The organism is Leeia aquatica (genome assembly GCF_012641365.1).
Lineage (GTDB): Bacteria > Pseudomonadota > Gammaproteobacteria > Burkholderiales > Leeiaceae > Leeia > Leeia aquatica.
In genome coordinates, this window is the sequence record NZ_JABAIM010000002.1 from 652953 (window position 1) to 671711 (window position 18759).

Sequence of the window (18759 nt, forward strand, 5' to 3'; positions counted from 1 at the left end):
ATGACGGCGATGCCCTCCCGCCTGGACGCGATCGTACCCGCCACCCCTTTGCAGCAAGGCATGCTGTATCACGCGCTACTGGACGACGACCCGAGACTGTATCTGGAACAGTACGGTTTTACTGTCTCCGGCACGTTTGACCTCTCCCGCTATCGGCAAGCCTGGGAAACCAGCCTGCAGCAGCAAGCGATGCTACGTGCCTCTTTCCACTGGGAGGGGCTGGGCAAAGCGTATCAAGTGACGCAGCAAGCCGTCAGCTTGCCCTGGCACGAGCACGACCTGCGTGGCTTGAGCCACGAAGCCCAGCTCGCCGCCATCGAGGCACAACGGCAACAGCGGCGTGAACAAGGCTTTGTGCTATCGAAGGCCCCACTGTTTGTGCTCGACATCCTGCAGCTGGACACACAACGCTGGAAGGTCCTGCTGACGCTGCACCACATTCTGCTGGATGGCTGGTCACTCTCGCTGCTGCTGGAAGAAGTCTCCCAGCGTTATGTGAACCCGACAGCAAGCCTGCCGCCGACTGCGCCCTTCGAGCACTACCGCGCCTGGCTGGCGCAACAAGACCCGTCATCTGCCGCCGCCTGGTGGCAACAGCAGCTGGCTGACTTGGGTGCCGCCACCCCGGCCCCCCTGCTGGATACCGCACCAGGCGAAGGCAGCGTGGCGTTTGACCTGGACTGGTCTGCCGCAGACAGCGCCCGGTTTCGCCAGCTGTGCCAACAGCAGGGGCTGACCGGCAATACCGTTTTCAGCGCGGCCTGGGCCTTGCTGCTGGCGCGGTATCATCATCAGCAGGAGGTCAGCTTTGGCAGTACCATCGCCACCCGCCCGCCCGAGATTCCCGGCATCGACCGCACGCTGGGCCTGCTACTCAATGTGCTGCCTTGCCGGGTGGATTGCGATGGAGAACAAGCCAGTGGCCTCTGGCTGCAGCAATTGCAGGCCCGCTGGCTGACCGCTCAGCAGCATGGCTACCTGCCCTTGAGCGAGTTGCAACGGCAGGCCGGTTGCCCCGGTCAGGCCTTGTTTGAGACCCTGCTGGTCTGGGAAAACCAGCCCGGCAGTCAGGCCGATACCCCGGCAGGCGCGCCACTGCAGGTCCGCCACGATGAAAGCTACGAACACAACCCCTATCCGCTGATGCTGGCCGGTTATCCCGGCGAGCGCATCCGCCTGCGGCTGACAGTCCGGCAGGGTAGCTTGGATGCGCAAGGCGCCCAGCAATTGCTGGCGCAACAGCAGGCACTGATGCTGGCATTGCTGACACAGCATGAAGCCCCCCTTCATCAAGTCACCGGGTTGCGGCAGCGGATCGAGACCACCGCTCCGACCGACGCCCCCCGCACGCCTTCACTGTGGTCACGCTGGCAAGCCCTGTGCGATCTGGCACCCGATGCTCTCGCCTTGCATGATCTGAACGCTGCGCGCAGCTACACCCGGCAAGACCTGATGGCGCACACCCGGCAATGGGTGCAGCAATTGCGCACCGCCATCGCAGACACGGAGCCCACGGCTCCACTGGCCTTGTTACTCTGGCCCGGCATCGAGCAATGCACCGCCATGCTGGCCGCACTCTATCTGGGTCGCCCCTGGTTGTCTCTGGATCCGCGTCGCCCGCAGGATGGGCTGCTGGCGCAGTTGCAGCAGCTGCACCCTACCGCTTTGCTAACTACCCCGGATCTGTGGCCGGCCACCGGGCAATGGAATGTGGCACGCACGCTATACCATGCCGAGTTGCCCCAGCCTGCCCAGGCGCTGCCCCCGCATACGCCACCTGCAGCTGATGCTGCCGCACTGATGGTGCTGACTTCCGGGTCGACCGGTGCGGCCAAATGCGTGGAGCTACCCATGCAGGCCTTGCAGTCCCGACTGGACTGGATGGCCCATGCACATCCGGCCGCGCTGGACGAGCGCATGCTATGGAAAACCTCACCCGTCTTTGTGGATGCCGTGTGTGAGGTACTGGGCCCCTTGCTGTCCGGCTACCCCGCCGTCAGCCTGCCGGACAGCCAGCTCGCTCACCCGGAGTCCCTGGTATCAGCCTTGACCCGCGCGCGCATTACCCGGCTGGTGATCACCCCCAGTGTGCTGGAGCATCTGCTGGCGCATCTGCCCCAGCCCTACCCGGGATTACGGCTGCTGCAAGTCAGTGGCGAACGCTTCCCGGTTACGCTGTTGCAGCAGGCACGTATGGCCTTCCCTCAGGCCCGCATCCTCAATGTTTACGGCTCCTCCGAAGTCATGGCTGATGCCACGGTGTTTGATGCGACGCACTGGCACGCCCCGGACGAATCTGTCAGCTGCGTACCCATCGGGGTCTGCCTGCCTTACCTGCAGGCGACTTTGCTGGACATACACGACCAACCCTGCCTGCCCGGTGCCGTGGGGCAACTGCATATATCCGGCCTTGGGCTGGCCAAAGGCTACCGCCACGATGAGGCACTCACCCGACAGGTTTTCCGCAGCTTGCCGGGACAGACCGGGCGGCACTATGCCACCGGCGACCTGGCCCGTGAGCATGCGCAAGCGGGACTGCTGATCAGCGGGCGTGCCGACCGGCAGCTCAAGCTGCACGGGGTACGCATTGAACCTGGCGAGATCGAACATGCCCTTCTGCAGATGGCCGGGGTGCAGGCCGCCGTGGTAACCCTGCACCAGGATCCGCAGGGGCAGGCACGACTGAGTGCGCATCTGGTCTGGCATGAGGGGCACACGCCGCACAACGCGGCCAGCCTGCGGAGCGCCCTGTCAGGCAGGCTCCCACCTGCCCTGATCCCGACACACTTTCAGAATGAAACCCGTCTACCCCGCACGGCCAGCGGCAAGCTGGACCGCCTCGCCCTGCAGGCCCGGTTTACTCAAGAGGATGTGACCGCGCTCCCTGAAACCGAAGACCAGCATGCCTTGTATGGCTTGTGGCAGAAGGTAATCGGTCAGGCCCCCGCTGGTATTGACCAGGATTTCTTTGCCGCAGGAGGCAACTCCATCCACATGACTCAGCTGGCCTTTGCCATCCGCAAACAGTTTGCGCAGGCATTCCCAATCCGTGCCATTTTTGAAGCGCCAACCATTCGTCAGCAGGCTGACCTCTTGCTTAAACTGCGCCAGGGCGAACAGCCGCATGAGGACCGCAGCCACAGCGACAGCCAAGGCTTCGATCTGGCGCAGGAGGCACGTGCTGCGGATGACATTCTGCCGGGCGCACCGCTGCAATCGGTGTGGCCTGCGGGGCAAGGCAAAGTGTTCCTCTCTGGCGCGCAAGGGTTCATCAATGCCTGGCTGCTGGCCCGCTTGCTGGATGAGCCAGACCTGCAGGTCTATTGTCTGGCACCGGGGGCAAACCAGGTTGAGGCGTATCACCATCTGGCCGATCATCTGGGCCGCTTTGGCCTGTGGAACGCCACGCGTGCGGCTCGTTTGACTGCGGTAGCCGGTCAGCTGGAGGCACCGCGCTTCGGACTGGAACCCGCACTATGGCAGCAGCTGGCGCAGGAGATGGATGTCCTGTTCCATACCGGGGTCATCATCAATTTCGTAGCCCCCTATACTCAGCTACGCCACAGCAATGCACTGGCTGCTGCCGAAATGCTACAGCTGGCGAGTACACAGCGCAGCAAACCGCTGCACTTTATTGGCAGTCTGGGCGTGTTTGACCACAGTCAGGCCACCCCAGATAGCCCACCAGTACATGAGGACGATGCACTGCAGCACTGGCAAGGCTTGCCCAATGGCTATCTGCAGGCCCGCTGGGTCAGCGACACCCTGATCCGCCGTGCCATCCGGCGAGGTCTGCCATGCTCGGTGATCCGCTTGACCACGGTGTGTGGCGACCGGACTCACCATCAGCCCCACCCGGATGACATGGCCTGGCAACTGCTGCGTCTGGGCATGACGGTGAAAGCCGTACCCGACAGTGCGCGGCTGCTCGACATGGTGCCAGTAGACGAAGCGGTGAATGCGGTGGTGGCCCTGGCCAAGGATGGTCAGACCCTCGGACAGGCGTGGCACATCTCCAATCCACGGCGCTGGCGCTGGGCCGAAGTCGGCCAAGCGCTGGCCCGACATGGCTACCACTTGCCGCTGATGCACGGCAAAGACTGGTCACGCCATGTCCAGCAGTGCGCGGCAGAGCTGGCCAGCCAGACCGACTGGCAAGCGATACTGCCGCTGATCGGGGACAGCTGGCGTGATCACGCCCGTTTCCTGCAACTGGACAACCAGAAGAGCCTCAACCGTCTCACCGCACTGGGGCAGCCGCTGACGGTCATGGACTGGGCACACTTCTGGCCCTCCATCCACACGCTGATTCAGCAGGGCTTCTTGCCAAAAGCAGACCAACAGCCGGTCTAACCCGGGGGCAAACCCTGAAGCAAAAGCCCCCGCCCCATTGTCCTGGGGCGGGGGCTTTTCAACATCCGGACTCAGTGTGAAAACTGGCTGAGGTGTTTGGACAGGATATCCGCAATGGCACGGTCATCCAGGCCACGGCTACGCAGTTCGGTACTCAAGGCCTCCACATCCACCTGCTGCAGGCTGCGGGTCGTGCCTTGTTGGCTGCCTTCCCGGATGATGCGGAAATCATGCTGCCGCTCTGCCGTTTCGCGCACTTCATAATGCATGACCTCATCCACCTGATTATCCGGCGTAAAGGTCAGCACGGTGGGCCGTAGCTGGTACAGCTCCTTCGGCTGAATGTAGTCCGAAGCACAAATGATGACCTGGTCACCTTTCTGGCAAGTACGCGCGGCTGCGCCATTGAGGATGCAGCAGCGTGAGCCGGGCTCACCATAAATCACGTAAGTGGAAATCCGGGCACCGCTGTCCTTGTTCCAGATTTCCACAAACTCCATCGGGAAAATGCCGGCTTGCTCGCACACTTCCGGGTCGAGCGTGATCGAACCGTGGTAGTGCAGTTCTGCACCGGTGATGGTAATACCGTGCAACTTGGCACGAACCACCTTGATCATAGGGTTTACTCCTTGCGTGTGAATCGTCAGGCTGCGGCCTCTATGGCGCGCAGCATACAGGATGAAGGCCGGTCTTGCATGTGCTCACCAGGCCAATGTCGGCGCCAGTAGCAGCGCCAGTTGTTCGCGAAGATAATGCAGCAACTGCTGCCGGACTGCCGCGCCCTCAAAGTAGAAATGCTGCCCCGGAAAACAGCGGTAGCCCTGCCACTGCGCGCTGTAAGCCGACCAACCCGCCAGCATGGCCGGCTGGAAGTCTGGCTCCTGATCTCCACCCACCGCCAACAAAGGGCAAGACAGCTGAAATGGCGCCCACGCATAGCCATCCACCAGCGCAAAATCATTGCGCAGCACTGGCAGGAACAGCGCGCGGAGTTCGGGCAGGGTTTGCCATTGCGGGCTCAGGCCCCCATAGCGGGCAATCTCGCCCAGGAAGGCATCCTCCGGCAATGCCGCACGGCGTGGCGGGGTCTGAACACCCACGCCCGGTGGTTCTCGTCCGGACAGCACCACCGCCAGCAGGCGCTCCGATTCGGCGGCCGGCAGTTGCCGTGCCATTTCCAGCGCCAGCAGCGCCCCCATACTATGCCCAAACAGGGCAAACGGCCCTGTTTGGGCAGCCCGGATGTTGCGCAGCAAGTCTGCAGCCAGCTGGCGGGCATCCGCCTGCAAGGGCTCACTGAAACGATGGCCTCGCCCCGGCAACTCTACCGCTTGCAGGGACAACCAGTCTGGCAGCATCGCATCCCAGCCGCGGTACATCTCGGCACTGTTGCCCGCGCACGGCAGGGCATACAGGGTCAGTGCTGCATGCGGCTTGCGGGCTACCGTGTCATGCAGCCTGAACGACATCGCGCCTCCCCGCTGTTTGCCCATCACCCACTTCCGCCTCCAGCAGCAGACCGCAGCGCACCACATCGTCCAGCAGCTGTGCCAGATGCTGGGGCTGACTCAAAGGATTGTTGATCACAGCACGCAAGAAGGTGCATGCCGCCCCAGACTGCCCTGGCAACACGCGCTCGGAGCGGGACAGAAACGCAGGACCCAGGTTACGCAAACGCTTGTGCAGCCGGACATTGAAGGCATGAATAGCCGCCGTGTCCTTCCAGTCTGGCGAAGACGGCAGATAGCGGAAGACCACCACATTGCCGACTGGCTCCAGCAGCAGTTCCAGCCGGGGGTGTTGCTGAATCAGCGCAGCAAGATGGCGAGCATCAGCCACGCTCTTCTCCAGCACGCTCCGATAGCCCTGCTCGCCCATCAGGTGCAGTGCCGCGTGCAGGTACAGCACATTTGCCGGGCGCGACCCCTCCAGCGTAAAACGGCCCGCATCCCATGAGTCTGGCCGCACCGCATAGGGTGCGGTGGTCATGATGTCGCGCGAGCGCTGGGGCTCACGGTACAGCAAGACACCGCAGCCGAGCGGTGTCAGCAATTGCTTATGGGCATCCAGCGTGACGGTATCCGCCCGCTCGATCCCGGACAGCCGATCCGCCATGGTGGGCGCAAACAGAAAAGGCCCACCCCAGGCCGCATCGACGTGAAAGTGCGCCCCGACTCGCTGCGCACGGTCAGCCAAGGCATGCAGCGGGTCAAAGCTGCAGAAATCGGTACTACCCGCCACCCCGACCAGCGCCATCACCTTGCGGCGCTCGCGCTGGCATGCTGCCAACGTCTGGTCCAGCTGTGCCAGATCCACGCTGCCGTGGGCATCCACCTCCAGCTTGAGCAACTGCGCGCTACCCAGTGCCAGCAGTTCCGACGCCTTGTCAAACGAGTAATGCATCAGCCGCGAGCCGATGATCACGGCATCGCGATAGCCTTGCTGCTGCAGCTGCTGCCACCAGGGTGCTTCACCGGGAAACGCCTGCTTGCGGGCGCACCACATGGCCATCAGATTGGCCAGCGTTCCGCCCCCCGTGATCACACCTTCGACCTGATCGTGCTGCGGCTCGCTGAGCCGGGCAGAACGCTGGAACACCCGCTGATGCAGCATGGCCACGGTTTCGCGTTCGAGCCGGGTCAAGCCGGCAGATGATTCGCTCTTCATCATGTTCTGGTTCAAGGCCACCAGCAGCCGCCCCAGTTGCGGCATGAAACCAGGCAGCGGAGAAGTCATGTGACCCAAGCAATCCGGGCGCCACATGGCGGCCAGATGGTCCAGCCCATGCGCCTGTACCTGCTCCAGCCACGCAGCGGGGCTGATACCCTCCTGCGGCATGGGGCCAACATGGGCGCGCCCTCCAACACGCGGTGCCGTAGGGGTTGCGGACCGATATCGTGCAATCAAGGCATCCATCGCCTGGGCCCACTCCGCTTCTTGCTCAGCGGACCAGTCCATCCAGTAGGTGTGTGTCATGTTTCCTCCTGCCCCATCCGTTTTTGCCGCTCGCGGCGCTGTCGCAAAGGCACGCTCTCGCACTCATCCCGCACATCCGTAACGGACGGTGGACTCAGTCGTGCCGCCAGCTGGCGCAAGTTGTTGTATTGGAACAGTTCGGTGAGCGTTAACCCTGCCTTCGGATAGTGTGCCTCCAGCCGGGCATGCCATACCGCCAGCGACAGCGAATTGAGACCCAGTTCATAGAAGCCTTGGGTAAGGTCCAGTTGATCGGGCGACAAACCGATCACCTCAGCGAGCATCGTAGCCAGTGCCCGCTCCTCATCATGGACAGGGGTCTTTGATTGCGGTGGGCTTTCCGCTTCCAGCGTCAGCAAACGTGTACGGTCCAGCTTGCCATTGGGTAAACGCGGCAGCTGCGCGAGCGCATGCCAGCGGGTCGGCACCATATAGGCCGGCAAGCGTGCCGACAGTTGCTGCCGTAAGGTAGCCAAGGCCTCCCGTTCAATCCCGCCTAGCCAGGTCACCAGCTGCAAACCACCTTGCCGGTCCGGCACGGCCTGTACCGAGACATCACTCAAACCGCTGACCTGCTGCAGCTGGCGCAACACCTCCCCCAGTTCGACCCGATTGCCGCGAATCTTCACCAGCTCGTCACGGCGTCCTTCATGCCGCAAATCACCCGCACCATCCAGATGTCCCCAGTCCCCCATCGGGAACAGGGGCCAGCCTGTATCCGGCAAGCACAGCTCAGGGGTCGGCTGGCCCAGATATCCGGCAGGCAGATGCCATCCTGCCACATGGATCTGGCCGCTGTTCCCAGGCGGTACCGCCTGCAGCCAGCGATCCAGCAGCAGGATCTGGCAGCCGGGCAACGGTTTCCCCAGCGTGACCGGGGCAGGTGACGGCCCACGCGGCCACTCACTGACGGTCACGTCAGCCACTTCCGAGCTGCCATAGAGGTTGACGAAACGCACCTCCGGCAGCAGCTGGTACAGCTGTTGCAGTTCGGCACGCTGCGGCGCTTCCCCGCTGCTCAGCAACAGCTGCAGGCTGTGCCAGCCTGCCAGATGGTGTGGCTGCTGCAGCCAGCCCCGCAGCAGCCCCGGCACGATCACCATGCGACGCACAGCCTGCTGCTCCAGCCAGGGTAACAAGGACGCACTGTCCATCAGCAAGGTGCTTGGTACCAGCACCAGCCGCCCCCCCGCCAGCAAGGGGTCCAGTACTTCCCACAGGGCATCGACAAAGTTCATCGGGGTCCGCACGGCACAACCGGCCCCCCCTGCAATGGGGTAAGTTGTCCTGGACCAGTCGGTACGGCTTTGTGCCGTCAGCCATGTCCCCATCACGCCTTTGGGGCGTCCGGTAGAACCTGAGGTGAACAAGACATACATCACCTCACGGGGCTGCACCACTGGCAGCAGCCACGGCTCCGTCGCATCGGTTGTCGCCAGCGGCAGGCACAGGCTCAGTGCCTGCCAGTGTGCGGGCAAACGCCCCTGCAATGCGTGCACCGTCAGTACCCGAACGGGCTCAGCCAGATCCAGCATGTCGTGAATGCGGGCGTCCGGGTAGTCCGCGTCCAGTGGCACATACACCGCGCCCAGCCAGCACAGCGCCAGCATGCTGCACACATGCTGCACCGAACGGTGCAGATAGACACCGACCCGCTGCCCGGGCGCTACCCCCTCGCCTTGCAGCTGCCGAGCCCAGGCCTGGCTGATCTCCAGCAGCTGTCGCCCAGTCCAGTCCTGCCCTTCCGCTTGCAGCAAGACCTGATCTGCATGTTGCAGCAAACTGTCCAGCAAGCGCTGCGGCAAGTCGATGGCCGGATCGGCAGGTTGCGCCGGGTAGATCGGGGCAGGCCAGTATGCCAGCTGCGACAGTTCGGCCTCTGGCTGTGCACATACGGATGCCAGCAGCTGTTGATAATGTTGCAACAGATTTTGCATGCGGGCGGCGTCGAACAGCTCGGACAGGTAATTCAGCTCCAGCTGCAATCCCGTTTCGTCACTCAGCACATAAAGGTCGATGTCCATGTGGGCAGACGCCACCGGTGGCCGCAGCTGCTGCAGGGACACCCCACCTTGCAGCTGTGGCCACGCCGCTGCAGGCTGCATGGCAAACCCGACCTGATACAAGGGATGGCGGGCCGGGTCTGGAGCCTGCCCTTGCAGCGCCACCATCTGCTCGAATGGAAAATGCTGGTGCTCGAACGCCTGCAGGATGTGCTGCCGGTTCTGCTGCAGGTAATCCACAAAACGCTGCGCCGGTTGCCAGCGAGCGCACAGCGGCAGGTTGTTGACGCAGCAGCCGAGCAAATGCTGGCTGGCGGGGTGCTCACGGCCGGCCACATAGCTGCCCACCACCACCGCCTCTTGCTGGGAGTAGCGCCCCAGCAGCAGCTGAAACACACTCAACAACAGAATGAAGCGGGTGCAGTCGGTACGCCGCGCCAGCTGATCCAGCTGCTGTACCAGTTCATCGGGCAGGCGCAGGTTGGCGCACCCCGCCGTTCCCTGAAGGTGCGCCGGGCGGGGCCGGTCTGTGGTCAGTTCCAGTACAGGCAGCTCGGTCAGCGCCTGTTGCCAGAACGTCCGGGCCACCGCGTCCAGCGGCAAGGACTGTTGCCAGCTGGCGTAATCACCGTAATGGTAGGTCTGAGGGGCGACGGGTACACCCTTCAGCAGCTGATGATAAGCCGCACTGAATTGCTGCAGAGCCTCGCCAAAGGACCAGCCATCAAACGCAATATGGTGGGCGTGCAGCACCAGCAGATGTTGCTCGGCGTGAACCTGCAGCAACCTGACCCGCAAGCTCTCCCCCGCCGCCAGATCAAAGCCCTGACTGAGCAGGCGAGACAACACCGCCTCGACCGCTTCCCCCTCGGGCGGGGTGATTAACTGCAGACGGGGCGACGGGCCGTCCGGCAGCATGACCGGCCCCTCACCCTGCAACAGGTAACGGCAACGGAATAGCTCATGCTGTGCCAGCACCGCATCCACCGCCTCGCGCCAGACCTCCCGTTGCAGCGGGCCATCCAGCAGCAGGATCAGCGGCAAGGCATAGCGGGTGGTGCCCGGCTGCTGTTGCTCGATAAACCACAGCCCGCGCTGTGACCAGCTGAGCGGGGCTGCCTGTGCAGGACGTGGCGGGAAGCGCTCCGCGATGTCAGTGGTGGGCTCGACATTCGCCTGCTCACCCGCCAGCCAGTGGGCCAGATCATGCAGCACCGCAGCGGCAAACAGCCGCTGCAGTGGCAACACCACCTGCCAGCGCTGCCGGATACGCGCGGCAAGTTGTACGGCCAGCAGGGAGTCGCCACCGGCGTGAAAGAAATTGGTTTGCCGGTCCAGTACCGGCCGCCGCAACAGGTCTGCCCATTGCGCCGCCAGCCAGTGCTCCATTTCCCCCTGCAAGGCCTCGCTCGTCCGTTCGGTCTGCAGTAGCGCAGGGGCAGCCAGCGCACGCCGGTCCAGCTTACCATTCCCTGTCAGCGGCCAATCCTCACGATACTGCCAGCGCTGCGGTACCATGGGGGCAGGCAGCCAGTTTGCGGCGAAATCACGCAGCACGTGCAACGCTACCGTGCCTTCAATCCAGGCCAGCAGGAAGGCTTGCCCTTCCGGCTTGACCACGACGGCACGCTCGACTTGCGGGTGCCGCTGTAATACCGCCTCGATCTCACCCGGCTCAATGCGGTAGCCATTCAGCTTGAACTGCTGGTCCCGCCGCCCGATGAATTCAATCTCACCGGAGGGCAAGACGCGGCCCAGATCGCCAGTACGATAAGCATGGTCCTCCAGACCCCGAATGGGCGCGAATCCAGGCAAGGCTGGGTCCAGGTAGCCGGGGCTTAACCCGATACCGGCGCAGACCAGCTCCCCCACCACCCAGTCCGGGCAGGCTTCATCGCGTTCGTTCAACACATGGTAACGTGCATTGGCCATCGGGCGACCATAAGGTATGCGTCCGCTCGCCACATCCTGCGCCGTAATACGGTGATGGATATTCCATACCGTAATCTCGGTCGGCCCCCCCACACTGTAGACCGTTAGCGCAGGCAAATGCTGCCAGAGTTGTTGCACCAGCTCCGCCGCAACCCAATCACCGCCCAGGGTCACCCGGGTCAGCCCGGCCAGACGTACCCCCTCAGCCTCGGCCTGGGTCAACAGCATCTGCAGCAAGGCGGGGACCGAATTCCAGTACTGTACCGGGTATTGCTGCATCATCTGCAGCCAGACAGCCGGGTGACGCCGAGCCGCCTGACTGGGCATCAACAGGCTGGCACCTAGCGTCAGGCAACCGTAGACATCGGGCACAGACATATCATGGTGCAAGGCACTGATGGCAAAAATGCGATCCGCCGACCCCAGCCCCAGCCACGATTGCTGGTCATCCAGCACATTGCATACCCCGCGCTGCAGTACCGGCACCCCCTTGGGTTCACCCGTCGATCCCGAGGTAAACAGCACATAGGTTTCCGCATCCGGGCTGGCCTGCCAGCCCGGCAGGGCAGCGGGGACCACCTCGCCTGCGATTGGCCAGTCTACGGTGTTCAGTGAAGGCACCGGCCACGCGGTGTCTGCATGCACCTCATCACACAACACCAGGCTCACCCCGGCACGATCCAGAATATGGTTCAGACGCGCCAGCGGCTGCTCTACATCCAGCGGCAGATAAGACCGGCCCGCCAGCACGCAGGCCATCACCGCCACCAGTTGCTCGCCCCCTTTGCCCAGCACCAGCGCCACGCGCCCGTCTACGTGCTGCAAATGCTCCGCCAGCGCCAGCGCGCGGGTTTGCAGTTCGGCAAAGGTCCAGGCACGGTTTTCCGTGATGACGGCCATCCGCGCCGCCTGGGCTTGGCAATTCGTCACCATGCGTTGCGCCAAGGGCCGCCAGGGAAACGCCTGATCGGTCTGGTTCAACGCCACACGGCGGGCCTGTTGCGCCTCCGGCAAAGCCAGTACGGGTGAGGTATTCAGTAATGCGGCAGCCGTGTCACCACCGGCCGCCAGCTGACGGACCAGTGCGACAAAACCGTCAAACATGGCATCCACCATGCCCTGCGGAAAGCGCTCGGCCAGATAGTCCCAGTTCAACCGCAACTGGCCGGCTTCCTGATAGTACTGACAATCCAGCCAGACTTGGGGGGTTTGCGACAGGCTCTGCACCACGTCGCCCAGAATGGCGACTTCACGGCCAATGTTGTCCGCGCCCATCGCCAGCTCTGGCAGCGAGGTAAACACAATGGGGGCGGGGGCCGGCTGTGAGCCACCGGACAGCTGGTTCCACTCCCGCAGCACACGCACGCCGGAGACGGCATCGTGCTCCATGTCTTGCCACAACTGTTGTTGCAAGGCCCGGACGCGCTCGCCCAGGCTGTGCTCCCCCTGCAAGCGGACCTCCAGCAGATTGAAGCTGGCAAACTCACCAAGTACCCGATGAATATCCGGGTGCACCGGCATGCGGTTGAAGCGGGGCATGTTCAGCACAAAATGCCAGCAACCGGACCAGCGGGCCAGTACTTCGCTGTAGCAGGTGGCCAGCAAGGCGGCCAGGGTCAGCCCCTGCTCGCTGACCAGCTGACGTAACTGCCGAGTGTCGGCCTCACTCAAGCGGGTTTCGCAGCGGGCAAAGCGCGCCGGGATGCGCCCTCCCTCTCCCTGCGTGACCAGCGGCAAGGCAGGTGCCGCAGGCAGCGCCTGCAGCCGGGCCTGCCACCAGGCCAGATCAGCCTGATACTTTGCGCTGCGCTCAAATGCTTTGCAGGCCAGTACATAGTCACGAAAAGCCAGCCCCGGAACGGGCGGCAGGGCCTCCGGGGACAGGCAAGCCAGCGCCAACTCGCCCAGCAGGGTCTGGATGCTTTGCCCATCCATGCACCAGATGTCCAGACTCATCAACAAGTGGAAGCGCCCTTCGGGCAACAAGCAGAGCCAGACTTCGTGTTGCGGCCACTGCGCAAGGTCTGCCTTACGATGCATCAAGCGCTCACGCAGCTGCGCCAGCGCTGGCTGCCACGCAGCTTCAGTCTGCCCAGACCAGTCCTCGCATTGTGGCAAACCCACCCCGGTCTGGAAGGGCAACACCTGCTGCTGGTCGTCACGAATCACCACCCGCAGCATGTCATGTCGTTGCAACAGGGTTTCCCAAGCGCGCTGCAGTGTAGGCAAATCCAGGCCCTGACCGCTGCGCTCCATGAAATAGTGCATTCCGGTCTGGTCATCCCCTTGCCGACCAATCCAGTAGGCTTGCTGCATGTCCAGCAGGGGGAAGGGTTGATAACGTGCCGCCATGTCAGGCACAACCACGGGCAGGTGGTCGGCGGCCCCGGGCAGCTGGCGCTGCTGTAACCGTCCCTGCAACAGACGCCGTGCCTTGTCGCTCAACGAGGTACTCACGCCAGCGCCTCCCCTTCTGCCGCTTGCTCCAGCAGCAGCTCCACCGCCAGCAGCATGTCGCCCAGTGTCCGCAGATTCATCATTTGCCCCAGTGGCAGTTCCAGACCCAGGTCACGTTGTAGTGCGGCGCGGATCTGCACGGCGGCCAGCGAATTACCGCCCAGCAAAAAGAAGTCACTGTCCCGGCTCAGGTTGCGGGTGCCCAGTGCTTGCTGCCAGTACCCGGCAATCAGGCTGAACAGCGGGTCCGCCTCATCCAGCGGTATGTCGGCAGGGGCTGTCTCAGCGGAAGCGGGCACCTGCACCATGCTCACCGATGCAGGCGTGGCAGCGACCACCGACTCCGGCTTGAGCCAGTAGCGTGTTTTGGCAAAAGCATAGCCCGGCATATGGATACGTCGCCCGCCTTCCACCGGTTGCCAGTGCGTCAGGTAGTCAAGCCGGAATGCTTCACCGACATGCCGCAGCCAGCTATACGGGGCGGCCTCGCCCTCATCCAGCGAGGTCAGGCAACCATCGGGCAGCGCCTGCCGCAGCAGGCCAGCCAACTGGCTGCGTGGCCCAATCTCGAGCGCGCGCACCACGCCTAATGTCTGCAACTGCTGCAGGGATTCGGCAAAGCGGACGGTCTGGCGCAGGTGATCGCGCCAGTAGCGGGCATCCGGTGCCTGGGTCGCCAGGCGACCATCCAGATTGCGCACCCAGGGCAGCCTGGACGGCTGGAAGGTCAGCCGGGCCGCCACCGTCTCAAACTCATCCAGAATCGGGTCCAGCCATGCGGAGTGGAAGGCGCTGCTGACAGGTAGACGTACCGCATCCAGCCCCAGCGTCTGCACCACCTGTTGCAAGCGCTCAATGTCCGTCGCCGCACCGGATACCACCACCTGTTCCGGTCCATTGTGGGCTGCAATCTGCAGCGGGAAACCATCACGTAGCAGGTTTTCTACCTGTGCCAGCGACGCCCGCAGTACCAGCATGCCGCCGGTGCGGGGCAAGCGGTCCATCAACCGTCCCCGCTCACACACCAGCCGCAAGGCATCCTCCAGTGACAACACACCAGCCAGATGTGCCGCCACGTACTCCCCCAGACTATGCCCCAGCAGGACACCCGGCTTGGCACCTTGCGCCAGCCACAGCTGTGCCAAACCATATTGCAGGGTGAACAGCACGGGCTGCAGCTGTGCGGCCGCGTCAAAGGCCAATGCCATCGGCTGGCTGCCTTCGAACCATGCCTGCAGCGGCAAGGTCACTTCCACCGGCAGCGCGGCAACACAACGCGCCACCGCCTCACGAAATACCGGCTGCTGCGGGTATAGCCCCAAAGCCATACCTGGGTAATGGGCACCTTGCCCACTGAACACCCAGGCTGTCTTGCCACTGCGGGCCGCCTCAACAGGCATGGACTGAGCGGACAGCAGGCGAGGCAGGTCTGCCAGCGCATCCACCACCCAGGCCTGACGATAAGGCCACACCTTGCGTCCGATCGCCGCGGTGTGGCACAGGTCTGCCAGCGACACCTGCCCATCTGGCTGCTGCAGCCAGTCTGCCAGCTGCTGGCGTTGACGCTGCAATGCCTCATTATCGCGTGCACTCAACACCAGCAACGCCGGACCGGGCACCGTACCCGGCACCGGCAAGGGCGCTTCCTGCACCACCAGGTGTGCATTGGTGCCACCGAAACCAAAGGCGCTGACCCCGGCCCGTCGCGGCCGACGAGTCCTCAGCCAGGGGCGTACACGGTCATTGATGAAGAAGGGGCTGCCTTCCAGTTTAAGCTGCGGATTGGGCAGGCGGTAATGCAGGGTAGGTGGCAGCAATTCATGCTTGAGGGACAGCACGGTCTTGATCAAGCCTGCCATGCCCGCCACCGTATTCAGGTGCCCGACATTGCTTTTCACGGCACCGAGCGCGCAACGCTGCTCACGTTGGCCACCTTGCCCAAACGCCAGCTGCAGCGCCCGGAACTCGATCGGATCACCCAACCGGGTACCGGTACCATGAGTTTCCACATAGTCGATGCTGTCCGGGCTGACATCGGCCAGCCGGTGCGCCATGCGGATCACCTCCACCTGACCGTCCACTCCGGGAGCCATGAAGTCCATCTTGCGCTGCGCATCATTATTGATGGCGGCAGACAGGATCAGGGCATCAATCGTATCGCCCTCCTGCAGCGCATCTTCCAGCCGCTTGAGCACCACGCAGGCGACGCCACTGCCCATGATGGTGCCTTCGCCTTCGGCATCAAAGGGGCGGCAATGCCCGTCCGGCGAGAGGATGGTACCCGGCTGGTAGCGGTAGCCCTGACGATCCGGCAGCATCAGACCGGAGGCACCGGCCAGCGCCATGTCACACTGCCACGACAGCAAACTCTGGCAGGCGGTGGCCACCGCCACCAATGAGGTGGAGCACGCCGTCTGAATGTTCATGCTGGGACCGCGCAGACCCAGCTTGTACGATACCCAGGTGGTCAGGTAGTCCTTGTCGTTGTAGGTGAGGACTTCCAGCCATTGCGCCACATCCGGTTCCTGCAGCTTGCCGAGCAGGTTCTGCCACAGGTAGACACTGGGGTTGGAACCCGCAAACACCCCGACCCGCTGCTTGCCCAGTCGGCTGACGTCATAGCCGGCATCCTCCATGGCGTGCCAGCAGGTTTGCAGGAACAGGCGAATCTGCGGGTCCATCCAGCTGGCCTGCTTGTCGCTGATGCCAAAGAAGGCGGCATCAAAGCAGTCGATATCGTCCAGCGACATGCTGGCCGCTACCCAGTCCGGCTGCAGTGCCGCCGCGATCCCCTGCTGTTGCAGCTGTGCGCGGTCCAGCTCAGTGCGACCTTCGCGGCCGGATTTAAGGTTGTCCCAGAAGGCCGCCAGATGGCCGGCGCCGGGAAAGCGTCCGGCCATGCCGATCACGGCAATGGCATCCGGGTGATCCTGTAGCAATTGGTGCTGCTCGTCCGTCAGCATGGACATGGTGTACTCCGCAGTGGATCAATCAGCCAGCCGTTCGCGGCGTCGTGCTGCATGCGCCTGACGCCCGGCTGGGTGTGCAGGCTCAGTGGCCTGCGTGCAACGTTGCTGAATGTGTGCCGCCAGGGCCGCGAGCGATGGCGCCTGAAACAGGTCAATCAGGTCCAGCTTCCATTCGGGATGCTGTCGGTACACGCGCTCGTACAGCGCCGTGACACCGCTGGAACTCATGCCCAGCTCGAACAGGCTGCGCTCCGGGTCCAGTCCGGCAACAGGTTGCTGCAGCTGCTCAGCCAACTGGCCCATCAGCCAGGGCAGGATGTCTTCTGGCGTGTCCGTCATGGTGGGCTGCAGCTGCTCCGCGCGGAAGCGATAGCGGGCGGGGAAGGCATCCTGCTGCCATAACAGGCGGCTTTCGCGACGCTGAATCTTGCCGCTGGAGGTTTTCGGCACGCTGCCGGGGGTGGTGAACAGCAGCTCATCCAGGGTTATGCCGTGCTCTTCGGCCAGCGCCTGCTGAATGTCCAGCGCGTATGCAAGCAAGGTCGCCGCCGTTGCCTCCTTTTCAACCTCCTGCACCATCACCAGCCGCTCGCCGTGCTCACTTTCCACACTGAACGCGGCACCGCCATCCACCCGCAGCAAAGGTCGGTCCTGCTGTACCAGCCATTCGATGTCGGTCGGTACCAGATTGCGCCCTTGATGAATGATCAGGTCTTTCAGGCGCCCGCTGATCACCAGCTGCGTGCCCGCCCAGTAGCCGAGGTCACCCGTGCGTAAGTAGCAGCCGGCCTCATCCTGCCGCTGCGCCTGGAATATGGCCTGGGTCAACACGGGGTCCTGCCAGTACCCCTGGGCAACGCATGGGTTGCGGGTGGAGATCCAGATTTCGCCCACCTGCCCAGCCGCCGAGGGCAGCCGGGTATCCGGGTCGACAATGCAGACATCCTCTGCCTGGAAGGGCGTGCCGCACGCTACCGTGGCCGCCTCCCGGTCCCCCGGCCGCACTGGCTGGTCCAGCCGTGGCTGCCCAGGCAAGCCACTGCTGACAAACAGGGTGGCCTCGGCCATGCCGTAGCCCCCGTGCAGTACGCCCGGCTGCAAGCCGCAAGCCACAAAACGGGCTTCAAAGCGGGACAAGGTGCGGGCCTTGATCGGCTCAGCACCGCAATGCGCCCAGCGCCAGCAAGACAGCTCCAGCGCCGCCAGCTCGGCCTCCGGAATACGATCGAGGCAAAGCTGGTAGGCAAAGTTGGGGCCACCACTGCTGACCGCGCGATAGCGGCTGATACTGGACAACCAGACTCCGGGGTCTCGCAACAAGGCCATCGGTGGCAGAATGATGTGCTCACTGCCGGTATATAGCGCCAGCATCAGTCCATGCACCAGCCCATAGTCATGGAAGTGTGGCATCCACTCCAGGGTCACGGCGGGCTGCAGCAGGCCGGAACGCTGGGCCAGCTGCTGGAGGTTGTTCAGCAGATTGCGCTGGCTGATCATCACCCCCTTGGGCTGCCCGGTAGAGCCCGAGCTGTACTGCAAGTACGCCACGGCATCCGGATCGGCATCAGGCAGGGTGCCCCCCCCGGTGGACAAAGGCCAGCTGGGCCACTGGTAGGCCTGCAGATCCAGCCAGACCTGTTCACCCTGTGCCCGTGCATCGGTCAGGAATGCTGGATCAGCCAAGACCACTGTCGCCTGGCAATCCGCCGCAATCCGCTGCAGGCGGGGCAGCGCACGCTTGAGACCCACGGCAGCGGGGCGTGCGGTGGGTACTGCGATCCGTCCCGCCAGCAAGGTGGCGAGAAAAGCCACCACAAAGTCGATCCCGGCCGGGAACAGCAGCAGGATGCTGTGTTGCGTCGCAGGCAGCCCTGCCAGCTGGCGCGCCGTCGTCTGGACCCGCTGCTGCAGTTCATGCCAGCGGATGTGCGCTCGCTCACGGCCCCGACTATCCAGTTCCCGGTAGGCTATTGCATCAGGCTGTACTGTCGCCCAATGCTGTAAAACCTGATTCAGGTCATTAAACATAATGATACTCATTTACATTAAAAGTCATAAAAATGAGCGAT

Annotated in this window: 7 protein-coding genes; 1 reads left to right on the plus strand and 6 read right to left on the minus strand. The window is 63.5% G+C overall.

The genetic code is table 11. The features are described from left to right. The gene (locus tag HF682_RS12205; RefSeq protein ID WP_168877547.1) at positions 1–4353 is read left to right on the plus strand and encodes a non-ribosomal peptide synthetase; all 4353 of its coding nucleotides are present in this window, start codon (positions 1–3) and stop codon (positions 4351–4353) included. Positions 4354–4424: 71 nt separating this feature from the next. On the opposite strand, the gene panD is transcribed toward HF682_RS12205, so the two are convergent. The 6 genes from panD to HF682_RS12235 form a co-directional block, all read right to left on the minus strand. After that, a complete protein-coding gene (gene panD / locus HF682_RS12210; protein WP_168877548.1) occupies positions 4425–4970 on the minus strand; it encodes an aspartate 1-decarboxylase in 546 nt (181 codons plus the stop codon). An 84-nt stretch (positions 4971–5054) separates the two neighbouring features. Then, complete coding sequence (locus HF682_RS12215) at positions 5055–5822, minus strand: thioesterase II family protein (protein ID WP_168877549.1); 768 nt, start codon at positions 5820–5822, stop codon at positions 5055–5057. Next, positions 5803–7329, minus strand: a complete 1527-nt coding sequence (locus HF682_RS12220; protein ID WP_168877550.1) for a pyridoxal phosphate-dependent decarboxylase family protein — start codon at positions 7327–7329, stop codon at positions 5803–5805. The genes HF682_RS12215 and HF682_RS12220 overlap by 20 nt, the downstream gene beginning before the upstream one ends. Next, the gene (locus tag HF682_RS12225) at positions 7326–13721 is read right to left on the minus strand and encodes a non-ribosomal peptide synthetase (protein ID WP_168877551.1); all 6396 of its coding nucleotides are present in this window, start codon (positions 13719–13721) and stop codon (positions 7326–7328) included. Before HF682_RS12225 ends, HF682_RS12220 begins: the two co-directional genes overlap by 4 nt. After that, positions 13718–16690: a type I polyketide synthase gene (locus tag HF682_RS12230; protein WP_168877552.1), complete on the minus strand. Its 2973-nt coding sequence runs from the start codon at positions 16688–16690 to the stop codon at positions 13718–13720. The genes HF682_RS12225 and HF682_RS12230 overlap by 4 nt, the downstream gene beginning before the upstream one ends. Before the next feature lie 18 nt (positions 16691–16708). Further along, a complete protein-coding gene (locus HF682_RS12235) occupies positions 16709–18730 on the minus strand; it encodes an AMP-binding protein (RefSeq protein WP_168877553.1) in 2022 nt (673 codons plus the stop codon). Positions 18731–18759: the final 29 nt, after the last annotated feature.